Here is a 1,933-nt window from a genome sequence, read left to right on the forward strand (position 1 = left end):
TAAAACTACCAGTCTCTCCGTCACCTTGGCTGTAAATTCTAAGACCGCGCTCATCATGATCAAGTGTTCTTACGTCGATCATGAATCGGGGCCGACAACCTCTTTCAGGATTTGAATCTAATGCCGAGTACCCGATCACTTTAACAGAATCAGGAATTAAAACATACTTTCCAGCCATGGACTGCAATATCTGTTCGTTCGTAACGGCTTTTGCTTGCACAGCTAAGATGATTCCAAAAAAATATAAAATTACTTTCATAGATCGCATAAACTCCTCATTTCTGAAGCCTCATACAAAGACTCAATAGAGACCATGCAAATTGCGAGCGTAGTTTAAACTCATACTTTGCTCTAGAGCTGGAAACCGTGATCAATCCGTTGACATCACCCGCTTTTGGTCAATGCTCCCAAAATTTTTTTGGGATCGATTAGCTTCGAGAGGTGACAAATGGCTATTGCACACGCTGAAAGCGGATCATGTCTTGGAAAAACTGAAAGTGGCAAAATTGTTAGCATTCAATCTTTTACTACCGGCTACTCAGACAACAATATCGATTATCTAAGTGGCAGTGTCGGCGAAGAGTCCTTTAGAGCAATTCCCTGCTCTTACAGAGAGTAAGATTATAGCCCCCGTCTAACCATATTTAAAAGCAACGCCCTTTGAAACAACATTTGAAGGGCGTTGGCGTGTGACGGCGGTAATACACTTGCAACGGAAATTTCTGTTGCTGGCACAAGCATTGTCGCGATCTCGATCTACAAATTTCGTGAAGTCTTTTTGATAGTAATGAGGTTTATAGCATTACTGGGTCTATTCTCCTTTGTAATCGGGATGAGATTGCGGTGGGTATTGGTCATACTTAGCCCAGAATTCATATTTCTCTTTATCGGTGGCGTTAGAGTAGAGATGGAAATCCAAGAAAAACTCCTCACGCTTCATATTGGGAGTAAAGAGGATTTGAATTTTACAACTGCGATCCTCCAAAGGTTTAAAGCCATGAATAGTCATAGTTGGAATTATCACTGTGCCCCCTGCTTCAACCACGCGCCACTCCCCATTTATCAAAACGGACATAGCACCTTCGAGGACGTTAAAAATCTCTATCATTTTTTTATGGAAGTGCGGTTCCGCACCTTCTGTTCCCGCGGCATACGTCATTGTGTAAAGCCCTAGGGCTCCTCGGGTTATATCACTCGTCACATCAAAAACGCCACCCCATCCTAGATTTTGCAGAACCTGTTTTTTCTGTGCTTCTTTTAGTACCGTGCTCATATTCTCACTTCCTTTCAAATATAGAATAGATCTTGAATGGGGCAAAATCCTTAACATATGCTAAGCTTTTAAAGAAAAATTAGATGAAAAAACACAATTCACCCCAACAACGATTTCTGAAATTCTTAGATCCTCAAGAAAGACTCAGCGAAGCCGAGCAGGTTTTTCTATTAAAACAATCCGAAGTAGTTTCCGCTCATAAAAACGATCATCTGATTCAAACTGGCGACGAGGTCACTCATATCTTATATTTACTTGAAGGGATTGTTCGCTATTACGTGGTCACAGAAGATGGTCGCGAAGTAACGAAGGCCTTTTACAAAGACTCTTTTTTAATCGGCAGCTTTGATGTGACGTTCAACAAAGGAACAAATAAATTTTCAGTTCAGGCCTTATCTGATGTTCGCTTTCTTAAAATTCCCATGAGCAACATTCGCACCTTACTTGAGACCTCTCATGAGGTCTCAAAAGCTTATAATCGCTTTTTGACTTCAGTTTTTATTTTTAAAGAAAAACGCGAAATCGAGCTTATTTCAACCACCGGCCTAGAACGATTTGAAAGTTTTAGCCAAGAGTTTCCAATGGTTGCTGCAGAAATTTCCGGAGTGACTCTTGCGAGTTACTTGGGAGTAACTCCGGTGCAGTTGAGTCGCATTAAAA

The 1,933-nt window shown here is 41.1% G+C and carries 4 protein-coding genes; 2 read left to right on the forward strand and 2 right to left on the reverse strand.

Annotated features, from left to right (window positions below; genetic code table 11):
• A partial coding sequence (locus VF412_RS18105; RefSeq protein WP_331340677.1) for a hypothetical protein occupies nucleotides 1–259 on the reverse strand: 259 nt, incomplete at its 3' end.
• A gap of 189 nt (nucleotides 260–448) precedes the next feature.
• Between VF412_RS18105 and VF412_RS18110 the strand changes: the two genes are divergently transcribed.
• Nucleotides 449–619: a hypothetical protein gene (locus VF412_RS18110; RefSeq protein WP_331340678.1), complete on the forward strand. Its 171-nt coding sequence runs from the start codon at nucleotides 449–451 to the stop codon at nucleotides 617–619.
• Nucleotides 620–811: 192 nt separating this feature from the next.
• Here the strand turns inward: VF412_RS18110 and VF412_RS18115 are convergent, their stop codons facing one another.
• The gene (locus VF412_RS18115) at nucleotides 812–1,273 is read right to left on the reverse strand and encodes a cupin domain-containing protein (protein ID WP_331340679.1); all 462 of its coding nucleotides are present in this window, start codon (nucleotides 1,271–1,273) and stop codon (nucleotides 812–814) included.
• An 83-nt stretch (nucleotides 1,274–1,356) separates the two neighbouring features.
• On the opposite strand from VF412_RS18115, the gene VF412_RS18120 reads away from it, so the two are divergent.
• On the forward strand, nucleotides 1,357–1,933 hold a 577-nt coding region (locus VF412_RS18120; RefSeq protein WP_331340680.1), incomplete at its 3' end, for a Crp/Fnr family transcriptional regulator.

The sequence above is a fragment of the Bdellovibrio sp. genome, assembly GCF_036384735.1.
GTDB lineage: Bacteria > Bdellovibrionota > Bdellovibrionia > Bdellovibrionales > Bdellovibrionaceae > Bdellovibrio.